This is a genomic window from Ruminococcus sporogenes, from assembly GCF_054655175.1.
This window is the reverse complement of sequence record NZ_BAAHOA010000002.1, coordinates 333,466-355,708: the sequence shown is the minus strand read 5'-3', so window position 1 is coordinate 355,708 and position 22,243 is coordinate 333,466. Positions and strand designations below refer to the sequence as shown.

Sequence of the window (22,243 nt, the reverse complement as noted above, 5' to 3'; positions counted from 1 at the left end):
CCTTTTTATAAAATAGAATTGAAGACCTATAGTTTATAAATATAAACTATCATAGGCATGGTCAATGTTGAAAGCAATGTGGTAACAGCAAATATTTCTGAAGCATAGATAGAATTTTTACTATAATTCAGACATTGCATCGTACACATTGCAGCCGCCGGAGCGGACATGGCAATTAATACAGCTAATTCAGACGGCTCGTTCATAGGAATAAGCCGGAAGAACCCCCCGATAATTAGAGGTATTATGACAAGGGTTAAAGCTGTTACATAATAAATTCTTGGATTTTTAAGAGCATTTATTATGTTAGTTCTTGCGATTGTTGCACCTGCAACAATCATAGCCAGCGGTGTATTCATTGCGCTGATGAATTCAAGGGAATCAATTAACAGCGCCGGCAGCCTGAGCCTCGCTATGAAAAGAATAAGTCCTAAAGCGACGGCTATAATGGCTGGAGAGGTAAAGGCTTCAATAATGAATTTGAAGCTTTTAATTCCGGATATCTGTATCACTCCATGAGTCCAAACAAGAATATTGAATACAGTCAGAAAAGCGGTAAGATAAAACACCCCCTCGTAACCCATAATTGACTGTATTAAAGGTATTCCCATAAACGCGCAATTTGAATAAATACATGAAAAGCGCTCTATATCGGTTTCGCTTTCTTTTTTTCTCCTAATAAGGAAATACGAAACCGCTATGGCTATTATATATGCAATTACAGAAAGAATCAAAGCGCTGACAAAACCTTTTATCAGCTCAGCCTTGAAATCTGTCTGATAAGCCAAAAAGATAACTACAGGATTTACTATATTAAGAACAAACTTTGAAAGTTCTCTTGAACCCTTTTCTGAAATTATACCGATCCTGTGACATAATACACCTACTATAATCAAAAACAGCATTATAACTGCCTGATGCAATATTGTTGATGACAAAAGTTAATCACACTCCAAGCCTTATAATTAAACCTGAACAATAAACTATAACCGGTATTATATAAATCAGCAATATAACGGAAAAGAGACCTATTTTGCATAACATGAATGATACCTTACCCGCTCTTTTGTTTTCAGCAATTTTAGTATGTGAAAATATAAGAAATGCAAGCAATATACCGATAGTCATAAAAATTATTGATATTGTCAATCCTTCAGGACGGAATTTTATCCTTATGCTGTTTTTTCCGTCCTGTAGCTTAATTGCACAGAAGCTGTCATTAACCTTATAAAGTCTGGTTTTACTGCCGTTCAGATAAGCTGTCAAACCGCTGTCCCATGGAACGGCAAGATATAAATATTCATTTTTGGAACCTGAACACATAACTGTAATTTCATTTCCATTTAAGTTTGGCTCCGCTGTTTTTATATCGTTAGATACGTTTTTCAGTTTGTCTATATCTATTCCGAAAACCCCGAATGATTTTGCGGATATATCCTTTAAAAGCGTAACTGTAATATCTACATTTTCATTTTCATATTCGCCAATATCAAGTAAACCGTTATTTTTTTTATCCGGATAACTGGGTGAAATGCATACTCCGTTGACAGTTATTTTAACAGAGTCATAAATCGGCTCATATAAATTATTCCCGAGATTATCAAATAAATCAAAATAAAGTGTCTGATGTCCCCGAACTTTAAAATTATAATTTAATCTACAGCGTCCCGTTTCAGGATTACTTGCCTTTATATTATATTTTCCGTCGGAATACTTCATCTCACCGTCAGAAATACTTGATATATAATATTTTATAAGCATTTCATCGTTTCCGAGAAGCGTTTCAGCTATTTGTTTTTGAACACTGAATCTGTCGGTAAAATTAAATTTTGCCGAATAATTAGGATTAGTCTGAGAAATAATGCCGGCAGGAAAGCATATTTCATTTTCTGCTGCTCCGAGAATATCGTTAATATTCAGATTATTCTGATATGATTTAAAATCATATCCTGCGCCTATGGAGTATTTTATCCCCAATAAAGCGTCCGTTAAAACTGTACCGCCGTTAGCGCCTACCTCCATCCAATAGGAAGAATATCCAAGCTTTTTCATAGCGAACATATAATCCTCAGGAGTTAGAGAAGTATAGTGAGCATATGAATTAAGTCCTAATGCACCTATCATGTTTACATGAACGTATTTCTTTTCTGATTTTACACGGTAATATTGTTCGTTTTCAATCTTATTTTCAAGGTTGACTGTACGTTCGAACAATTTGTCGTTATTAGAAGCGTTTCCCACATAAACTGATAAATTGACGAAAGATTCTGTCAAAAGCATTCCTGAAATCAGAATAAAAAATATTTTAGCGCTTATCATATTTTTTCTAAGCAGTAAAATGAAAATAAAATAAATAAAGAAAGCTAATAAAAATAATCCGGCAAGAGTCTTGAATAAATCGTCAGATACCCAAAGCGAATCTGCATAGGCAGAAAGGATATCCTTTTTGTTTTTTGCAATATAAATTGCTATCGAAATAAAAGTCAGCAATACAGCAATAGCAAATAAGCTGTAAAAAACAGAATATCTTTTATTTTCAGAAAGATTTTCAAGCGCTTGCGAAGCAAGAACAATCATTGTAAAAACAGTTATATAACCAAACCTCATAGGAAAGCTCTGATATCCGCCTGCATGCCACATTTTGTTAACAGGATCTATAATAACAGGTATTAATAAAAATCCAAGAAGTAAAATATTATATTTGACTTTATTTTTTTTGAGAAGCGGGCTTTTTATCAAATAAATCAGTATGGCAAATAAAAATGCTCCTGCTCCGATAACGCATAATTTATCTTTTATGGATTCAAAAAAGGATTGATACATAAACGACGACAAGTTGCTTAATCCTCTTGCGGATTTTTGTATTTGAAGCAGAGAACACAACCAAACCGGCGATGTTATCAAAGCGCATATCAGCATGGAAACTATAAACAGCAGGGAAACCTTTTTTCTTTCATCGGATCGGCACTGAATAATTATATACAAAGGAACAGAAATCATTAGATAAATAATTATCATAAATGACAAATAATAATTTACGGTAATAGAAGCAGTTAATAGGAAAATAAACAAATAAGGCTTTTTGTTGATGCAGAGCTTATCTACAGATAAAACAAGCAATGGAAATAAATACATTATATCAAGCCAAACCAGTGTTTGATAATACATTAGCCCGTATCCGCAGAAAGCATAAACAAGCCCTAATAAGACAATGTATTTTCTGTTAAGATTTCTGCACGTTAAAGAAAGGTAAAGCGAAGCTGTTAACGATGACGCGGCAAGCTTAAAAATCAATAATATATTTACCAGATATATTATATCATGCTTTTCTATAAATTTAACAACAAGATAGAAAGGACTTGCAAGAAAAAAGAAAAACACGCCCCAGAAGTTCATACCGCCGCCGGAAGCGGCAGAGTATAACATGCTTGTTTTACCGTCCAGAATATCCTTTAGGTTCATAAGAAGCGGTATTGTTTGCTGTTTTAAATCGCACCACGCGACTGTTTTACTGCCGAAAGGAAAGATTCCGTACAGGGCGTAAAAAATACACATAACGATTATCACAAGAATAGGAGAGATAGCTATATAGTATTTTTTATTGTTCATCTGAATGAATTCCCCTGAATTGAAAATTGAGTTGTGTTATTTAACTTATTCACATTATAACCCATATTATATAAAAAATCAAGATATTTATGAAATTTTTTCGTATTTTTTATAATTTTTATAAAATTCCTGTTTTTATAGTAATGATATGCTGATATGATATACAAAAATAAAAATTTTCCGGTGAAATTCATGGATAAAATTATGTGTTATATTTTTTTATTTATTAAAACTATTGAAATAATTTCAGTATTATTGTATAATATGGTTTAATATAATTTTATCTTATTATAAATGATAGCGTTTGAATTATTACCTGCAATGAAAAATATCCGAAGAATGTTAATTTAATAAAACTTTTTTTGGGGTTATGAAATTCAGTATAATATTATAAATAACAACAGAGGGTGCAATCGTTATGGAAAAACGAAAACATATAGCAGTTATCATTTTTGATATTCATGAGCAATATCAGGCTAATATGCTTAAAGGTATACTTGAGCAGTCTTTTTTTCTTGACACGGACGTTTCTGTTTTCAGTATGATACAGAATACTGATAATGATACCGCATTTCAGCGTGGAGAGGAAAATATATTTGAAATTATTAATTATAATCTGATTGACGGCGTTATATACGTTCCGGGAATAATCTGTAATCCGGCGCTGAAGTCAAGACTTGATAAGATTTTAATTGACTGCGGAAAGCCGGTTGTATGTATGGATCATGAAAGCGATATTTTTCCGAGTGTTTTGGCTTCGGACGCAGAAGCGTTCGAAAGACTTGTGGATCATTTTATAGAGGTTCATGATTATAAAAGAATATTTTGTCTTACTGGTCCTGAAGGTCTGATACAATCGGAAGAAAGACTTAATGGATATATTAATTCAATGAAAAAGCATGGTCTTAAGATTGATAAAAAATATATAAGATATGGCGATTTCTGGGAAAATGCGGCTGTTGGGCTTGCACACGAAATAATTGAAGGAAGGATCGAAAAACCTGAAGCGGTTGTATGCGCAAATGACTGGATGGCTATTAATTTGTGCAATACCCTGACAGATAACGGGATAAACGTACCTGAGGACGTCGCCGTATCAGGTTACGATTTTATGCAGGAGGCCCTTGACAACGTTCCGTCAATAGCTAGCTATGCGGCGCCTAATCATAATCTTGGCGCAAGAACTGTTCAGAAACTGTGGAGATTAATGACGGGAACCGACTGCGAGTTATCTACTTCCGATTTGGGGTACGTCATAACCGGTCAAAGCTGCGGCTGCGGAAAAAACAGCAAAGAGCTAATGGTAAAACGCAAAAGAGAAATAAAAACTAAACAGCAGTATGAGGCTATGTACGAGGGCAGCAACATGGCGGAAGCTCTGACCAATACTTCTGATTTAGACGAATGTATAGACAAGCTTGATAATTTTACTTATCTTATCAGCGGTATGGAAAACTATTATCTTTGTTTGTGTTACAACTGGGATGAAATGACTGATTATGATTTCAGGGAAAATAATTATCTACGAACCGGTTATACAAATGCGATGAATATCAGGCTCTGGAAATCCGGAACCGAGCGTAAGGACGCAAATATACAGTTTGATAAAGCTGTTATGCTGCCGGCTTTGTGGCAGGAAAGAGAAACCCCCGCTGCTTTTTATTTTATTCCAATTCATTTTAACGACCGTTGTTTCGGCTATGAAGCGCTTTCATACGGCAGTAAATTGATGTCCTATGATAAACTTTATAGGTCGTGGACAAAAAATGTTAATAATGCGTTGGAATTTATCAGGGTTCAGAATTGCCTGAAAACTATTAATCAGCGATTATTTATGACTTCTATCCGCGACGCGCTGACAGGTATTTTTAACAGAAAGGGATTTGATCAATATTCGGAAGAAATTATAGACAAAGCCCGAAAGAATAATAAAAAGATGTTTATTCTTGCGGCAGATTTGGACAGGCTTAAAATGATAAATGATACTTACGGTCACAGCGAGGGAGATAATGCTATTGCCGTAACGGCCAACGCACTTAATACAAGCTGTATAAATAATGAAATCTGCGCCAGAACCGGCGGTGACGAGTTTGTTGTTATCGGCTGCGGAAATTATAATGAAAATATAGTAAACGGCTACATTGAAGCGATTAATGGATTTTTCAGGAGATATAATGAATCGTCGAATAAGCCATACAAAGTCGAGGCAAGTATAGGTGTTTATTGCGGCTTTATAGATGAATGTACTACGCTTAAGGAACTTGTCGATATAGCAGATAAGGAAATGTATGACAATAAAATCAGGAAAAGGGCTAACAGATCTGATTGAGAATCAATTTTTATTCAGCAGCATATATTTAAATAACTGAAATTATAATATATGGAGCTGTTTATGAAAAAAAGAATATTATCCGCCGTAATTGCCATTTTTGTTATTGTTTGTTTATCGGTTTCTGCGTTAGCTGAGGAAGAAACGCCGACAGAATATAATAATATGGTTTCTCTGCTAATGGAAGGGGAAACCGGTACTGTTTTACAGCATAACGGAGGATATGAAAAAGTAGCTCAGGGGACCTTGAATAAACTGATGACAGTGCTTCTTACTGCTGAGGAAATTGAATCGGGCGGTTTATCGATAAATGATGTTGTTACAGTAAGCTCTAATGCAAACGCTCAGACGGGAGCGGTAGTCTGGCTGATGCCGGGCGAAGAAATAACTATTGAGGAGCTGCTTAAATCGGTAATTATAGGAAACGCAAACGACGCTTCCGTTGCTCTTGCGGAAATCGTCGGAGGCAATGAAGAGGAATTTACCGGGATGATGAATGCCAGAGCTTTTGAGCTTGGTATGAGAAATACTGTTTTTAAAAATCCGGCGGGATATGACTGCGCAGGACAATATTCTACACCATATGATATGGCCCTGCTTTGCCGGGAACTTTTAAAGCATGAATTTCTTTATAAAATTATGAATACATGGATAGATAGGGTACGGGGAGGTCAGACGGAGATTGTAAACGAAAATCGGCTTGTCAGAACCTATGAAGGCGTGATCGGACTGAAGGCTTCTCATACTGAAGCTTCAGGGTATTGTCTTGCATTGGCGGCGGAGAGGAACGGGAAATTATATATTGCAATTGTTATGGGAGGATCAGATGAGGACGGGCGTTTTGCCGTTGGTAAGGAACTGTTATCTAATGGTTTTTCAATGTATAAAGTAACTATACCGTCATTTTCGGGAGAATTTATTAAGCCTATCAGCGTCAGAGGAGGTCTCGACAGAGCCGTTGGGATAACTGCGGAACGGCTTGAAGGTATTGTGGTTCCGGAAAACGGGGGAGAAATCAGCTCGGTAGTATTCATGCCGGAATATCTCGAAGCGCCTGTAAAAAAAGGACAGAAGATCGGAATAGTAGGATTTTATAACGGCGATACTCTTCTTTATGAAACAGCGCTTATAGCGGAATCGGATGTAAAAAAAATAACATTTGTGTCTGCGATTGACATATTTTTGCACAATTTATACAAATAGTTTTTATAAAAATTGTTCCTAATCAACAAGAATACAGTTTTGTCTTGAAAAGCGTACCGAAATATAGTAAAATGTTAACTGTAAGAATATGAAATGAGAAATATGCCTTGTCGGCTTTTTTCATTATTGTCTGGAGGAAAACTTATAATGTCATTAAAGTTGAACAGTAAGTATGTCGGAAAATTTGTTAATGATGATGAAATGACCGGTATAAAATCACAGGTGGAATCTGCTGCAAAGGTTCTTCATGACAAAACAGGTCTTGGAAATGACTTTTTAGGCTGGCTTGATCTGCCGGTAGATTATGATAAAGAGGAATTTACAAGGATTAAGGCCGCTGCGGAAAGAATCCAATCGAATTCTGATGTGTTGATTGTTATAGGCATCGGAGGCTCATATTTAGGAGCAAGGGCTGCAATAGAGTTTCTTAAATCCCCTTTTTATAATAACATGAAAAAAGATACGCCCGATATCTATTATGTAGGAAATAATATTAATCCTACATATCTTAATGAAGTGCTTTCAATCTGCGAAGGTAAAGATATTACGGTTAATGTGATATCTAAATCCGGTACTACAACCGAGCCGGCTCTCGCTTTTCGGATTTTTAAAAAGCTTATTGAGGATAAATACGGTCGTGACGGAGCAAAAGAGCGTATTTTCTGTACAACTGATAAGTCAAAGGGCACGCTTAAAAATCTTGCGGACGCTGAGGGCTATGAAACTTTTGTGATTCCGGACGATGTGGGCGGACGTTTTTCTGTTTTAACTGCCGTTGGTCTTCTTCCGATTGCGGTAGCCGGCTGTGACATTGACAATCTTATGAAAGGCGCCGCTAAGGCTAGAGAGGATTTCAAGGCGGATTTTGACAATAATGATTGCTATAAATATGCGGCTCTGAGAAATATTCTTTACCGCAAAGGTAAATCAGTTGAACTGATGGTTTCCTATGATCCTGCATTTTGCATGATGTCCGAATGGTACAAGCAGCTTTTTGGTGAAAGCGAAGGTAAGGATAATAAGGGAATATTTCCTTCATCCGTTGTATTTTCTACAGATCTGCATTCGATGGGCCAGTTTATTCAGGACGGTTCAAGGATTATGTTTGAAACTGTAGTAGATATAAAGAATCCAAAACAGGATATTTTTCTTGAAAATGATTCTGAAAACCTTGACGGACTCAATTTCCTGACTAATCAGAATATGTCCGTAGTAAATAGAAAAGCGCTTGAAGGAACGGTATTGGCACATACAGAAGGCGGAGTTCCAAATATTATTCTTGAGCTTGATAAAGTTGATGAGGAAAATCTCGGATATATGATTTATTTCTTTGAAAAAGCGTGTGCAGTTTCCGGCTACATCTTAGGCGTTAATCCGTTTAACCAGCCTGGAGTTGAAAGCTATAAATCAAATATGTTTGCTCTTCTCGGCAAACCGGGATACGAGGATCGTAAGGAAGCTCTTGAAGCTAAATTGAAATAAGCTATAAATAAAGCGTTATTAAATACCAGGAATTTTTAAGTCATTCATTTGACAGAAGGAGTTTATAAATGATTAAATTGATAACAGGTAAAAAAGGTACGGGAAAAACCAAGGTTCTTATTGATATGATCAATGAAGCGGTTAAATCAACAAACGGCGATCTTATATGTATAGAAAAAGGCGCTAAGCTTACATACGATATTAGCTATAAGGTAAGATTAGTTGATGCTGAACGTTTCAGTATATCTGGATATGATACATTTTACGGCTTTGTTGCCGGAATGCTTGCCGGAAATTATGATATAAAGGAAATCTTTGTGGATTCTATTTTGAAAATCGGCGGTTCTGATCTTGATGAATTCGGCATTATGCTTGAAAAGCTGGACAAGCTTACAGGTGATGATACACAGGTAGTATTTACAGTATCTGCCGATAATGCCGATATGCCTGCAAGTGTTACAAAATTTGCCGATTAATAAAAAAACTATTGACAATTTGAATTATATTATATATAATATAATTTGTGATGCTTAAAGGGGTTTATTATGGTAGCAGATCTTAGGCAGGTTTTTAGTACTACGGCTTGCAGCAAAGAATTTAATTATTATATTCCTTGCTCAGCGTTTCCCGACAATAATAGTTATATGCTTGATGGAGACGTACTTGTGTCAGGCAGCTTTTATAACCGTGCCGATGTTGTCCATATGGATTATTCCGTAAAGTTTACATTAAATATCGTCTGCGACAGATGTCTTAAGGAAATGAAGAGAGATTATTCATTTGAATTTAAGCGTATAGTCGTAAAAACTGTCAATTCTGATAATGATGAATATATTATTTCAGAAAATGATAAGGTTGACGTAGATGAAATTGCTCTTTCAGATTTGATTTTATCGGTGCCTACTAAACTACTTTGCCGTGACGACTGTGCGGGGCTATGTCCTGTATGCGGCTGCGACCGTAACGAATCTGAGTGTAATTGCCAAAATAAATGAGCTTAATAGCTTTAAGGAGGTGCCGGAATGGCTGTACCAAAGAGAAAAACTTCCAAAGCGAGACGCGATAAAAGGCGTTCAGCGGTATGGAAGCTTAATGCGCCTGCATTAAGCAGATGCGATAATTGCGGTGAATTAAAAGCTTCACATAAGGTTTGCAAAAATTGTGGATTCTACAAGGGCGTTGAGGTTATCAAGATGGATGCTGAATAACGCTTTGTAAGGAGGAGAGGAGGAGCGATAATTCCTTCTCTTTTTTTTATCTGCAAATTTATCAGAGACGATTGTGATATTATAATTTTGAATTTGCACATAATAATCTATAGATTCAAAATAAATATATTTTATATTAAAAAGAGGGGAGATGAATAAAATGTCTTTGCCGGTTGTCGCTGTTGTTGGTCGTCCAAACGTGGGAAAATCAACGCTTTTTAATAAACTAATAGGTAAGCGTCTTTCAATAGTTGAGGACACTCCCGGGGTTACAAGAGACAGAATTTATTCGAAATGCGAATGGCGTTCAAGAGAATTTATGGTCGTGGATACAGGTGGTATTGAATCTTATACCGACGACGTAATTCTGTCTCAAATGAGAAGGCAGGCGGAAATTGCAATTGAAAGAGCTGATGTAATAGTACTTGTCACTGATATCAGGTGCGGTGTGACAGCAAGCGATCATGACGTTGCTAATATGCTTTTGAAAAGCGGCAAGCCTGTTGTGCTGGCAGTTAATAAATGTGACACAATAGGCGAACCTCCTGCCGAGCTTTATGAATTTTATAACCTTGGTCTCGGAGATCCATTTCCAATTTCATCTCAGCATGGAAATGGAACCGGCGATTTGCTTGATGAGATTTTTAGGTTTTTTCCAGAGGATAAAACGGAAGATTATGACGATGAATATGTGAAAGTAGCAGTTATCGGTAAGCCTAACGTTGGAAAATCTTCACTTGTCAACAAAATCTCCGGTGAGGAAAGAGCAATTGTTTCAAATATTGCCGGCACTACAAGAGACGCAACCGATACTGTTATAGAAAACGAATACGGAAAATTCGTTTTTATAGATACCGCAGGAATAAGAAAAAAATCAAAGGTAAACGAAAAAATTGAGCATTACAGTGTTTTGCGAGCTTATATAGCGGTAGACAGAGCTGATGTATGCGTTATCTTAATAGACGCGGAATCCGGATTTACTGAGCAGGATTCAAAAATTGCCGGTTATGCCCATGAACAGGGCAAGGCGTCCGTAATAGCAGTAAATAAGTGGGATATTGTTGATAAAACAGGCAGTACTATGAAAGAATATCAGACAAAGCTTGAAAATGATTTTAGCTTTATGTCATATGTTCCTTTTTTATTTATATCCGCCAAAACCGGACAGCGTCTGAACAAATTGTTTGAAATGATAAAATATGTCAAGGAACAGAATTCAATGCGTATCTCAACAGGAATGTTAAATGACGTACTTTCATATGCTACAACAAGGGTTCAGCCTCCGTCCGATAAGGGAAGGCGTCTTAAAATATATTATATGACTCAGGCGTCAACGAATCCGCCGACCTTCGTAACGTTTGTTAATCGTTCTGATTTATTTCATTTTTCTTATCAAAGGTATCTTGAAAATCAGATAAGATCGACATTCGGTCTGATCGGAACACCTGTTAGATTTATAGTCAGAGAACGTAATGATAAGGACAAGTAAGAGGTTGATATGATTAAATATATTATCGCAATATTTATATCCGCCGTTATATCATATCTTTTAGGAAGCTGTAATTCATCAATCATAACTGTGAAGCTTCTTAAAGGCGAAGATATCAGAAAATTCGGAAGCGGTAATGCAGGTCTTACTAATACGCTGAGATGCTTTGGTAAGCTGCCTGCGTTGTTTACGCTTATCGGCGATCTCCTGAAAGGCGTTATAGCCGTTTTTATCTGTAAATTTATTTGTACTCTTTTAGACGCAGGAATTGGTCTTGACGGAGATATCAGATATATCGGATATATAGCCGGCTTATTTGCTGTAATTGGACATATTTTCCCAGTTTATTATGGATTTAAGGGCGGAAAGGGAGTATTAGTAGGAGTTTCAGTTTTTCTGGTAATTGATCCTGCCGTATTTGGCATATTGATATTTATTTTTGCAGTTACTTTAATTTTAACTCATTATGTTTCGGTATCTTCCATAACCGCCTCAGTATGCTGTCCGATTGTAACTTTTTTAATGAGATATTTCATAGAAGGCATTTCAATTGAAATATCAATTATTCATACATTGCTTACGCTGCCTATTTGTATTTTGATAATTTGTATGCATAAATCAAATATTTCTAGACTTAAGAACGGTACTGAAAACAGATTTTCAATAAAGAAAAGGGAGGAATGACATCTTGGCAAATTTCACTATTTTAGGCTCCGGAGGATTTGGAATGAGTCTTGCGGTTATGCTAAATCGGCTTGGTCATACAGTAACGGTATGGTCAGCTTTCTCAAAGGAATTAGAAGATATAAAAAAAGACGGTGAACATAGGTCAAAGCTTCCCGGTGTGAAAATACCGGACAGCATAAATTTAAATCCGGATATTTCATGCATAAACGGAAGCGATATAGTCTTGCTTGGAATACCTTCGCCGTATGTCAGGGATGTAGCAAAAAAAGCTTCTCCGTATATTACTCCTGAAATGATCGTTGTAAATACAAGCAAGGGACTTGAAAACGGTACGCTAAAGCTCATAAGCGACGTTATAAAAGAGGAAGTTCCTCAGGCTCCGGCTGTGATTTTATCGGGTCCTTCGCATGCAGAGGAGGTTGCAAGAGGTATTCCGACAACTGTGGTTGCCGCTTCGGAAAACAATGATGCAGCAGTGTATGTTCAGGATATAATGAGCAGCAATGTATTTAGAATATATATAAATAACGACGTTATCGGCTGTGAAATAGGAGGAGCATTAAAGAATATAATTGCATTATGCGCGGGTATATGCGACGGTTTGAATTATGGAGATAATACTAAGGCTGCTCTAATGACACGCGGTATTACAGAAATAGGCAGACTAGGCGTTGCTCTCGGCGCTCTTCCTTCAACATTCGGAGGGCTTACCGGTATAGGTGATCTTATTGTTACATGTACCAGTATGCATAGCAGAAACAGACGGGCAGGAATACTGATCGGTCAGGGTGTAAGTCCTCAGGAGGCTGTAAAAATTGTTGGTACTGTGGAAGGATATAATTGCTGTAAGGTAGCTTTGGAACTTGCTCGTAAAACAGGAGTTTCAATGCCTATAACGGAACAGTTAAACGAAATATTGTTTAATAATGGAAGTGTTAAGGATGCGTTGGATAACCTTATGTCAAGACCAAAGAAATTTGAAACAGAACAATTTATATAAAAGTATCGCAAATCAAAATGTGCGGGATGATTATTCATAATATTTTTTTGTATTAGATACAGAAATTTTTATTATAACTAATATATTTATTTAAATATTTTTAGGATTACTGACGTTTTAGTAAATCCCAAGAAATACTATGATTTTCTTGGGATTTTTTTGTGACCGAAATTAATTCTCTGTTTGATATAATCAAGGAAGGGAAATACTCATGGAATTGCGTGTATTAAGATATTTTTTAATAGTTGCCAGAGAGGAAAATATCACCAAAGCAGCACAAGTTCTGCATATAACTCAGCCGACGCTTTCCAGACAGTTAGCTCAGCTTGAGGAAGAATTAGGAGTCAGGCTGTTTATAAGAAAAAACCATAATATAGTACTGACAGAAGACGGCATGATGCTCAGAAGACGTGCACAAGAACTGATAAGTCTTGCTGAAAAAACTAAACGAGATTTTTTATGCCGTGAAACAGAAATCAGCGGCGAAATAACAATTGGGAGTGGAGAATTTTTATCCACAAAATATTTATCAGAAATTATTGCCTCTTTTCACAAAGCATATCCGCTGGTTACTTTTGAAATTTACAGCGGAAATGAAAGCAACGTAAAGGATTATATAGAGAGAGGCCTATTGGATATAGGACTTATGCTTGACGCAGTAGACATATGTAAATATGAATTTGTATCGATGCCTGTTAAGGAAAGATGGGGAGTGTTGGTATGTAAAGATTCTGAGCTTGCACATAAGGAACAGATATGTCCTGAGAATCTTAAAAATATTCCATTAATTATGTCGGCAGGCGAATTTCCGCAGAGCAAGCTTACAAAGTGGCTGGGAAGTTATGCGCAAAGCGTTGAAATTGCAGCAAGGGGTAATCTCTTATACAATGAAGCAATGCTTGCAGCCAGCAATATCGGAGTTGTAATTTGTATACAGCTTAACTGTACCTATGACGGACTGAGGTTTATTCCCTTATTTCCAGCTATGGAAACTGAAACGGTATTGGCATGGAAAAAGGATCAGACATATTCTGCTGCGACTGCTGCATTTATTGATCATGCAAAGAAATACCTTAAAGGCATATCTAATAATACAATATAAGTATTTTACATTTTTATACATAAGTGGTATACTATAGGTGTTCCTGGCGGAACACCTGTTTTTCATTTGAGGGGGATTTTTATGACTAAAAAAGAAACCACAGAAAAATATCATATTCCCATTGAAATTCTGGACGAATATGAAAGCTGGAATCTGTGCGGCGCTTTAAGGGAAGTAATGGATATATGGGAATATGATGACCGAGATCTGGAACGACTTAGTTTAATTATGACGTTGCATGATATTGGATTCACAAGTGAAGATGTTCAAGTCTATATGAAGCTGGTTTTGGCAGGAAGCACCGCCGACAGCGAACGTATGCGGATTCTCAATGAAAAAAGAAACGGTATGCTGGATGAAATTCATTTTAAGGAAAAGCAGTTAGAAATACTGGATTATCTCAGATACAAAATAAAAAGGGAGGTATAATAATGAAACTAATGAATAAGAGATAATTTGATCATGCTAATATATTCGGAATCGGATTGCCCAACGAAAGCTTCGCAAAATATTTTATCGGCAGTTCTTTTCTTAAGCCTCTGACCGATTCTGAGAAATGCCCATTATTTTTGGCAAATGTGACTTTTGAACTCGGATGCCGTAATAACTGGCATATTCATCATGCATATAAGGGGGGAGGGCAGCTTTTGATTTGTACTGCCGGAGAAGCTGGTACCAGGAAGCAGGAAAGTCCGCTGTAAGTTTAAAAGCGGGAATGGTAATTACCATTCCGCCTGAAGTAAAACACTGGCATGGAGCAAAAGCAGATTCGTGGTTTTCGCATATAGCTATTGAAATTCCGGGTGAGAATGTCAGTAATGAATGGTGTGAGCCGGTTTCCAACGACGAATATAACCGATTAAAGTGAGGATAATATTATGAATAAAAGTATTGTAATTTACTATACGTGGGCCGGTCATACAAAAGCAATGGCAGAAATAATATCGAATTTGACCGGGGCAGCGCTGCTTGAAATAAATCCGACAACGCCTTATTCTGATAATTATAATACCGTTGTAGTACAGGCCAAGAAGGAAATACAAGATGGGTATTTACCTTCTATAAAAACATCGGACTATGATTTGACAAGGTTTGATACCATTTATATCGGAACTCCGATTTGGTGGGGAACAATGGCGCCGCCGCTTGCTTCATTCCTAAATGAACAGGATTTCAAAGGAAAGACGATTATGCCGTTTTCCACACACGGTGGTGGAGGTAAGGGACATTGCGACAGTGATATAGAAAAGCTTTGCAGCGGAGCGCAAATAATGCCTATGCATACAGCCTATGAGGGCGGAGGAAAAACCGCTGAAAAAGATATGGCTGCATGGATAGAAAATAATCTTAAATAAGTAAAGGAGCGTAATTATATGAAATTTGATTTTAGTTATTATAATCCCACGAAAATTTATTTTGGAAGGAATTCTCTTGATAACCTTTATGAAGAGCTTGCAAGCTATGGAGATACTGTTCTGCTGATTTATGGAAAAGGTTCGGTAAAGAAATCCGGCTTATATGACAAGGTATTGAAAATCTTACAATCTGCCGGAAAAAGAATTGTGGAACTTCCGGGCATTAAATCAAATCCGACCTATGCTCAGCTAACGGAGGGTTCCAGACTTGTAAAGGAAAACAATGTAAACTTAATTTTGGCAGTTGGAGGCGGCTCTGTTATTGACTGTGCAAAGGGAATTTCAGTTTCAGCATACTGTAAAGGCGATCCATGGCAAAGGTACTGGATAAATTTTGATGAAGTTAATAATGAAATCGTGCCTGTAGGAAGTATTCTTACTATGGCGGGAACAGGTTCTGAAATGAACGGCGGATCGGTTATTACAAACGAAGACGAAATGCTGAAAAATGGTAGAGTGTTCCCGTCGAATGTAAATCCTAAATTTTCTATTCTAAATCCCGAATTTACTTTTACAGTTCCAAAATATCAAATGGTCAGCGGTATTTTTGACACGATGTCGCATTTGATGGAGCAGTATTTTTCCGGTAATGATGATAATACAACAGATTACGTTCTTGAGGGAATTATGAGATCTCTAATTAACAGTACGGCGGTAGCGCTTGAAAATCCTCAGGACTATGAAGCCAGAAGCAATATAATGTGGTGCGCGGCAATAGGACTGAACACTATTACCGGCGTTTCAAAAGAACAGGATTGGGAGGTTCATATGATAGAGCATCAGCTTGGCGCTTATACCGACTGCGCGCATGGAGCTGGTCTTGCTGCAATTTCTGTTCCTTATTATAAATATATCTGTTCATATGGAATAGATAAATTTGTTCGTTTTGCAAAAAACGTTTGGGGAATAAATACTGTCGGCATGACTAAAGAGCAGGCGGCTTTAGCGGGAATTGAAAGTTTATCTGATTTTATTGAAACTCTTGGACTTCCGAGAACTTTGCGGGAACTTGGGGCGACAAAAGAGATGCTGCCGAAAATTGCTGATTCAACTGTTTTGGGTGGAGGCTATAAGATTCTGACCTCTGAAGATGTTTTAAATATTTTAAAAGAAGCTTTTTAAATTGTTAAATAGTATTATAAATTTGCTTTAATGTTATACCTCAGTAAGCAATAAAATAATATTTTCGGTTATTTACTGAAAAGTGAAATCTCTTAGAATGGAGTAATAAAATGAAATATATAAAGCTTGGATCATCTGATTTGAATGTGTCACGTATTTGTATGGGGTGCATGGGATTTGGAGAAGCGGGAAACGGTCAGCATTCATGGACAATTGATGAGGAGCATTCCCGTGAAATTATTAAGCAAGGACTTGACTTAGGCGTAAATTTCTTTGATACAGCTATCGCATATCAGAATGGTACGAGCGAGCAATATTTAGGGCGTGCTTTGCGTGATTTTGCAAAACGCGACGAGGTAGTTGTTGCAACTAAATTTCTTCCGAGAACAAATGAGGAAATTGATTCCGGCGTCAGCGGCATTCGGCATATTAAAAATATGCTTGAAAAAAGTCTTAAAAATTTACGTATGGATTATGTAGATTTGTATATCTGTCATATGTGGGATTATCAGACGCCGCTTTATGATATTATGGAGGGACTTAACAATTTAATCAATTCAGGAAAGGTACGCTATATTGGTATTTCAAATTGCTTCGCTTATCAGCTTGCTAAGGCAAATTCATTAGCTGAAAAAGAAGGCTTTGCAAAATTTATTTCGGTTCAGGGGCACTATAATCTTATTTTCCGTGAAGAAGAGAGAGAAATGGTTAAGCTATGTAAAGAGGATAATATAGCTTTGACGCCGTATAGTGCACTTGCGGGAGGAAGGTTGGCAAAGCGTTCCGGTGAAACATCAAAAAGACTTGCCGAGGACGACTACGCACGTCTTAAATATGAAGGGACTGCTCAGCAAGATAAGCAAATTATTGACCGGATAGCAGAGCTTGCTGAAAGGAGAAATGTATCTATGACGGAAATTTCTTTGGCATGGCTGCTTACAAAGTCGACAGCTCCGGTGGTTGGGGCAACTAAGCTGCAACATATTGAAAGCGCTGTAAAAGCTATAGATCTTGTTTTAAAGGATAGTGAAATAGAATATTTGGAGCAGCCCTATGTTCCGCATAAATTGGTAGGAGTAATGGCACAGAACACACATGCCGATTCGGTTTATAGATAATCGGTAAAACTGTTCCAAGGGCGATGATTGCAATTGCATGTATTGATAACTTATATTAGGATATATTTAAATAATCCTTTAACAATTAAAGCTTCTCTTTTAGAAAGGTGATATAAAAGATATTCTAAATAAAAATTAATTTGCTGATGAAATTTTTTATTCGGGAGTTGACACAACGATAATTATAGTATATACTATGCTAAAGAAATCAGTATACATTTGTTTTAATTTAGGGAGATAAACATGAGATTTATAGGAAATATTTTATGGTTTATTTTCGGAGGAATAATCAGTGGGTGCAGTTGGATTATTGCCGGCTGTCTTTGGTGTATTACTATTATAGGAATTCCAATAGGGTTGCAGTGCTTTAAATTTGCATCTCTTGCATTTTTTCCTTTTGGAAAGGAAGTTATCTACGGAGGAGGAGCCGTTTCTTTGATTGTAAATATATTATGGCTGATACTCAGTGGCATTCCAATGGCGGTCGGGTATATATGCTTGGGTCTTATACTGTGTATAACAATTATAGGTATTCCATTCGGAAAGCAAATGTTTAAATTAGCTAAGCTTGCTTTAATGCCGTTCGGAGCGGAAATAAAACATGTATATTAAATCTCAATTAGTAAATTATTATAGGTGTCAATATGAATAAGATGCGGAAATCCATAAAAAAGCAATTTATAATATTAATAACGGTTATAATTTCAGCTTTTTTAATGGCGCTTAATACTAAAACGTTTGTTAATACAGGTGGATTGTATCCTGGCGGCGTAACAGGACTTACAATATTGATACAGAGAATATTTAAATTGTTATTGGATATTACATTACCGTTCAGCGTAGTTAATATTTTTCTGAATTCAATTCCGGTTTACATAGGTTTCCGATTTATTGGAAAAAGATTTACGCTCTATTCATGTCTTATGATTATTCTTAACAGCATTTTTACTGATTTGATACCAAGCTATATTCTTACTGAAGATATTCTGCTTATCAGTATTTTTGGGGGAATAATAAACGGTCTTGCTATTGGTATATGTTTAAATGCAGGCGCTACTTCAGGCGGAACCGACTTTATATCTATTTTTTTATCAGAGAAACGCGGAATAGATTCTTTTAATATTATTCTTGGGTTCAATGCCGTAATTATTTGTGTAGCAGGCTTTATATTTGGCTGGGAGAAGGCCTTATATTCAATTATATTCCAATATGCCTCAACTACTGTTCTGCATTTGCTTTATAAGAAATTTCAGCAAAGTACATTTTTTATTGTTACAACTAAGCCGAGAGAAATCTGTATAGCAATTTACGAAGTTAGTAAGCATGGGGCTACAATATTGGAGGGAGAAGGCTCGTATGAGCATTGTGAAAGAAATGTAGTTTATTCGATTGTGTCTTCAGCTCAGGCTAAGAAAGTGATTCATGCTATAAAAGATATTGATCCGGACGCTTTTATTAACGAAATAAAAACCCAAAAGCTTTTAGGCAGGTTTTATCAGCCTAAAGAGCAATAAGACTATCGAAAATATTATTAGTTAATTAAAACATATATGCTTTTTATATTATCTGAAAAGTGTATATGTTTAATTTTTTGATTGATATCAGTTTGTCGTATTCATGGAGTTATATAGTAATATTATTTATGTTTATAAAATATATTTTTTTCTATTGAAATTATAAACAGAGATTTTTATTATTAATAGAAAAATAAACAGAATATCCTATTTTTCCCCTTTACATAATTAAGGAAATAGGTTAAAATAGAAACAGGAGGGAATAGGATGAAAAAATACAGAATTAGAAAATCGGTCGCTATAATAGCGGCTTCAGCGCTGACTATTTTTAATTTAATCGGAAATTCAATATTATCGGTGAATTATGTTTCAGCCGGACAGCAATTGGGACAAACGGATTTTGAAGATGGTGTGGGACTTCCTTGGCATGTCTGCGAGTCACAGCCTGGGGAAATGGAATTTGAGATTTCAAACGGCGTATATAATATTACTATAGTTAATCCGGGAGGCGCGTCAAGGGGAGGCGAAGACAGGTGGGACTGTCAGTTCCGTCACAGAGGTCTTAAAATTGTAAGCGGAAATTCCTACAAGGTATCTTTTGATATAACGGCAAGCAATGATTGTACTTATTATACTAAAATCGGAGATATGGGAGAACCGTTTACTGAAGACTGGCATGGCGAGCCTGATCCATCGCAGCACGAGGCATATTGGAATGTTCAGCAGCTTCAGGCTAATCAGACGAAAAAGGTAGAAGGTACATTTACTGCAAACCGCACCGCAGATGTTGAATGGGCATTTCATATCGGCGGCGACACAGTTCCGGAGGGTACAGTTTTTACATTTGATAACATGTCGCTTGAATGTACGACAAGCGATGAAAATGATTACCAGCCGCCTGAAGAATGGATCCGGTCTGATATTTTAACAAATCAGCTTGGTTATTTTACAGGAATGAACAAGAAAGCAACCTTGCTTTCTGACTCTGCGTCATCAGTTAAATTTGATTTGAAGGATAAAAGCGGTAACGTTGTTTTCAGTGATAAATCAGAACCAAAGGGACTTGATATGGATTCAGGAGATAATGTGCATGAATTGGATTTCTCGGACTATGAAAAAGACGGGGTATATTACCTTGAAGCTGAGAATGGCTCTAAAAGCCGTGAATTTGAAATAGGAAACGGAAAAACGTATTCGTGTATGCTTTATGATTCGCTTAATTATTTTTATCAGAACAGAAGCGGTATTGAAATTGAAAGCCAGTATATTATTTCCGGCGACAGTTCTTCTTTGGCCAGAGCCGCAGGTCATCCGTCTGACGTTGCTTCAATAGAGCAGACGTGGGGTTATACCGGAAGCAGCGGAACTCAGGATGTAACGGGAGGATGGTATGACGCAGGAGATCACGGAAAATATGTTGTCAATGGCGGAATATCATTGTGGACGATGCAGAATCAATATGAAATAGCTGTTAAAAATGGATATGAGGACGTATATGCGGACGGTACAATGAGTATTCCGGAAAATACAAACGGCTACCCTGATCTGCTTGACGAAGCCAGATATGAAATGGAATGGATGTTCAAGATGATGGTCACGGACGGGGATTATTCAAATATGGTATATCATAAGGTTCATGATAATAAGTGGACTGCTCTTGCACTTGCTCCTGCAGATGATCCAGAAGAACGTATCATAAAGCCTCCGACAACTGCCGCTACCCTTAATATGGCGGCATGTGCCGCTCAGGCATACAGGCTGTGGAAAGACACTGATCCGGAATTTGCAGACATATGTTTAAATAATGCTAAGCTTGCATATGAGGCAGCTAAAAAACATCCCGATATGTATGCTCCTTTGGATGAATCAATCGGAGGAGGGCCCTATGGCGATGATGACGCAACAGATGAATTTTACTGGGCAGCCTGTGAATTGTTTATATCAACAGATGATCTTTCATATATGAAAGATGCCGAAAAGTCTACACATTATATGAAGACTGAAGTAAAGCTTTCCGGCGGAGAAGATGTTGACAGCTCCGGAAGCTTCAACTGGGGAAATGTTGCCGCGTTGGGCAATCTTTCTTTGGCATTAAATATTGATAAGCTCGATTCTACAGCCCAAAATAAGCTTAAAGACTCTATTTGTTCGGCGGCAGAGCATTATGAGGAATTAACTGAAAATCAAGGTTACGGTCAACCTTACGAATCAGGTACTGTAAACTATGCTATTGACAGAAAGGGGTATATCTGGGGCTCTAATTCATTTATTATGAATAATAATATAATAATGGCATATGCCTATGAATTAAGCGGCGACGAAGATTATCTGGACGGCGTTATAAGCGGCATGGATTATATTCTCGGCAGAAACCCCATGGATTATTCTTACGTTACAGGCTATGGAAGTCATGCAGTTAAATATCCGCATCACAGATGGTGGTCAAATCAGGCGGACGCGAATTTTCCGGAAGCTCCTAACGGAGTACTTGTCGGCGGACCAAATTCTGGAATGCAGGATCCCTGGGTAAAGGGTTCAGGCTGGAAGCCGGGAGAAATTGCTCCGGCAAAATGCTATATGGATAATATAGAAGCCTGGTCGGTAAACGAATGTACTATAAACTGGAATACTCCGCTTGCATGGGTAACCGCTTACCTTGCGGAAAAAAATGGAGGTATAGTAGTAACTAATGGAAGCAGCGGAATCAATTCTAATAATACTGTATCTAATAATAAGAATCCGGCTGCCGGAAATGGAATTCAGAATGATTATAAACAGGATAAGAGTGATGAAAAAAATGTTATGATTGATGTTGATGAGAGTAAAAATGGCGGATGGGGACTTGTTCCATATTTTATAGTAATAGTAGCCGTAGCTATATTTATTGAAATCTTGGTTTATATTATTAAAAGAACTGCGAAGAATAAATAATAAGGGTAAAAAAGAAAATTCCATACACTTATTA

19 protein-coding genes and 1 pseudogene are annotated in these 22,243 nt (G+C 36.9%); 18 read left to right on the top strand and 2 right to left on the bottom strand.

Annotated elements, in window-relative coordinates; genetic code table 11:
- Window positions 1-26 precede the first annotated feature (26 nt).
- Window positions 27-923, bottom strand: coding sequence for an AEC family transporter (locus ACYQ0N_RS08135; RefSeq protein ID WP_460162609.1), 897 nt, complete (start codon window positions 921-923; stop codon window positions 27-29).
- A gap of 22 nt (window positions 924-945) precedes the next feature.
- Entirely contained in the window at window positions 946-3,609 is a 2,664-nt protein-coding gene (locus ACYQ0N_RS08130) for a YfhO family protein (protein ID WP_460162396.1), read from the bottom strand.
- A gap of 418 nt (window positions 3,610-4,027) precedes the next feature.
- Between ACYQ0N_RS08130 and ACYQ0N_RS08125 the strand changes: the two genes are divergently transcribed.
- The 18 genes and pseudogenes from ACYQ0N_RS08125 (at window position 4,028) to ACYQ0N_RS08040 (ending at window position 22,209) form a co-directional block, all read left to right on the top strand.
- Window positions 4,028-5,938 carry a GGDEF domain-containing protein gene (locus ACYQ0N_RS08125; RefSeq protein WP_460162395.1) on the top strand — a complete coding sequence of 637 codons (1,911 nt, stop codon included), beginning with the start codon at window positions 4,028-4,030 and terminating at the stop codon, window positions 5,936-5,938.
- Window positions 5,939-6,001: 63 nt separating this feature from the next.
- Complete coding sequence (locus ACYQ0N_RS08120; RefSeq protein ID WP_177533109.1) at window positions 6,002-7,141, top strand: D-alanyl-D-alanine carboxypeptidase family protein; 1,140 nt, start codon at window positions 6,002-6,004, stop codon at window positions 7,139-7,141.
- 147 nt (window positions 7,142-7,288) lie between these two features.
- Window positions 7,289-8,623 carry a glucose-6-phosphate isomerase gene (locus ACYQ0N_RS08115; protein WP_177533108.1) on the top strand — a complete coding sequence of 445 codons (1,335 nt, stop codon included), beginning with the start codon at window positions 7,289-7,291 and terminating at the stop codon, window positions 8,621-8,623.
- Between the two features lie 68 nt (window positions 8,624-8,691).
- Window positions 8,692-9,099 (top strand): hypothetical protein, encoded by a 408-nt coding sequence (locus ACYQ0N_RS08110; RefSeq protein WP_177533107.1) that lies wholly within the window; start codon window positions 8,692-8,694, stop codon window positions 9,097-9,099.
- A 69-nt stretch (window positions 9,100-9,168) separates the two neighbouring features.
- Window positions 9,169-9,618, top strand: coding sequence for a YceD family protein (locus tag ACYQ0N_RS08105; RefSeq protein ID WP_460162394.1), 450 nt, complete (start codon window positions 9,169-9,171; stop codon window positions 9,616-9,618).
- A gap of 27 nt (window positions 9,619-9,645) precedes the next feature.
- Window positions 9,646-9,831, top strand: coding sequence for a 50S ribosomal protein L32 (rpmF, locus tag ACYQ0N_RS08100; protein WP_177533105.1), 186 nt, complete (start codon window positions 9,646-9,648; stop codon window positions 9,829-9,831).
- A gap of 160 nt (window positions 9,832-9,991) precedes the next feature.
- Entirely contained in the window at window positions 9,992-11,320 is a 1,329-nt protein-coding gene (gene der, locus ACYQ0N_RS08095) for a ribosome biogenesis GTPase Der (protein ID WP_460162393.1), read from the top strand.
- Between the two features lie 9 nt (window positions 11,321-11,329).
- The gene (plsY, locus tag ACYQ0N_RS08090; protein ID WP_177533103.1) at window positions 11,330-12,004 is read left to right on the top strand and encodes a glycerol-3-phosphate 1-O-acyltransferase PlsY; all 675 of its coding nucleotides are present in this window, start codon (window positions 11,330-11,332) and stop codon (window positions 12,002-12,004) included.
- 4 nt (window positions 12,005-12,008) lie between these two features.
- Window positions 12,009-13,007, top strand: a complete 999-nt coding sequence (locus tag ACYQ0N_RS08085) for an NAD(P)H-dependent glycerol-3-phosphate dehydrogenase (RefSeq protein ID WP_177533102.1) — start codon at window positions 12,009-12,011, stop codon at window positions 13,005-13,007.
- Between the two features lie 211 nt (window positions 13,008-13,218).
- The gene (locus tag ACYQ0N_RS08080; protein ID WP_460162392.1) at window positions 13,219-14,109 is read left to right on the top strand and encodes a LysR family transcriptional regulator; all 891 of its coding nucleotides are present in this window, start codon (window positions 13,219-13,221) and stop codon (window positions 14,107-14,109) included.
- An 81-nt stretch (window positions 14,110-14,190) separates the two neighbouring features.
- Window positions 14,191-14,538 carry a MerR family transcriptional regulator gene (locus ACYQ0N_RS08075; RefSeq protein ID WP_460162391.1) on the top strand — a complete coding sequence of 116 codons (348 nt, stop codon included), beginning with the start codon at window positions 14,191-14,193 and terminating at the stop codon, window positions 14,536-14,538.
- Between the two features lie 41 nt (window positions 14,539-14,579).
- Window positions 14,580-14,977: pseudogene (locus ACYQ0N_RS08070) on the top strand (cupin domain-containing protein).
- A gap of 10 nt (window positions 14,978-14,987) precedes the next feature.
- Window positions 14,988-15,464 carry a flavodoxin gene (locus ACYQ0N_RS08065; RefSeq protein WP_177533098.1) on the top strand — a complete coding sequence of 159 codons (477 nt, stop codon included), beginning with the start codon at window positions 14,988-14,990 and terminating at the stop codon, window positions 15,462-15,464.
- 18 nt (window positions 15,465-15,482) lie between these two features.
- Window positions 15,483-16,646 carry an iron-containing alcohol dehydrogenase gene (locus ACYQ0N_RS08060; protein WP_177533097.1) on the top strand — a complete coding sequence of 388 codons (1,164 nt, stop codon included), beginning with the start codon at window positions 15,483-15,485 and terminating at the stop codon, window positions 16,644-16,646.
- Between the two features lie 110 nt (window positions 16,647-16,756).
- Window positions 16,757-17,764, top strand: a complete 1,008-nt coding sequence (locus ACYQ0N_RS08055) for an aldo/keto reductase (protein WP_177533096.1) — start codon at window positions 16,757-16,759, stop codon at window positions 17,762-17,764.
- A gap of 243 nt (window positions 17,765-18,007) precedes the next feature.
- Complete coding sequence (locus ACYQ0N_RS08050; protein ID WP_177533095.1) at window positions 18,008-18,376, top strand: YccF domain-containing protein; 369 nt, start codon at window positions 18,008-18,010, stop codon at window positions 18,374-18,376.
- 32 nt (window positions 18,377-18,408) lie between these two features.
- On the top strand, window positions 18,409-19,278 hold the full coding sequence (locus tag ACYQ0N_RS08045) for a YitT family protein (RefSeq protein ID WP_460162390.1): 870 nt from the start codon (window positions 18,409-18,411) through the stop codon (window positions 19,276-19,278).
- A 267-nt stretch (window positions 19,279-19,545) separates the two neighbouring features.
- The gene (locus tag ACYQ0N_RS08040; RefSeq protein ID WP_460162389.1) at window positions 19,546-22,209 is read left to right on the top strand and encodes a glycoside hydrolase family 9 protein; all 2,664 of its coding nucleotides are present in this window, start codon (window positions 19,546-19,548) and stop codon (window positions 22,207-22,209) included.
- The last annotated feature ends 34 nt before the right edge of the window (window positions 22,210-22,243 follow it).